The following is a 434-nucleotide window of genomic DNA, read 5'->3' as shown; positions in this document are numbered from 1 at the left end:
TCCACTGGCAGGGCAGGGGGTCAACCTCGGGCTTCTGGACGCAGCGGTTCTGGCGGAGGTCATCGAGGCGGCCATGGCGCGTGGTGAGCGGCCCGAAGATATTCGGGTGCTGAGTCGCTTCGAACGCCGCCGCATGCCGCACAACCTGGCGATGATGGCGGCGATGGAGGGCTTCGAGCGACTGTTCCAGGCCGATCCATTGCCGCTGCGCTGGTTGCGTAACACCGGCCTCAAGGCTGTACAGGCACTGCCGGAGGCGAAAGCGCTGTTCGTCCGCCAGGCGCTGGGCTTGAGCGGCGACCTGCCTGCGCTGGCGCGGCCTTGATAGCAGACTGATATTTACAAAAGGTTACCGGCACGATTTGTCGCATTGAGAAGGTAAATAACATTCACTACTATTCAGGCCTCTGTTCCATCTCACCAAGAGGCTGTTC

At 61.3% G+C, this 434-nt stretch carries 1 pseudogene; it reads left to right on the top strand.

Going from position 1 to position 434, the window contains the following annotated elements:
* Window positions 1–325 (top strand): annotated as a pseudogene (locus ACU8YC_RS28240) (hypothetical protein); the annotation flags it as partial.
* Between the last annotated feature and the right edge of the window lie 109 nt (window positions 326–434).

Source organism: Citrobacter sp. VF227 (genome assembly GCF_052950715.1).
The sequence above is the reverse complement of the archived record's forward strand: the minus strand, read 5'-3'. Positions and strand labels throughout refer to the sequence as shown.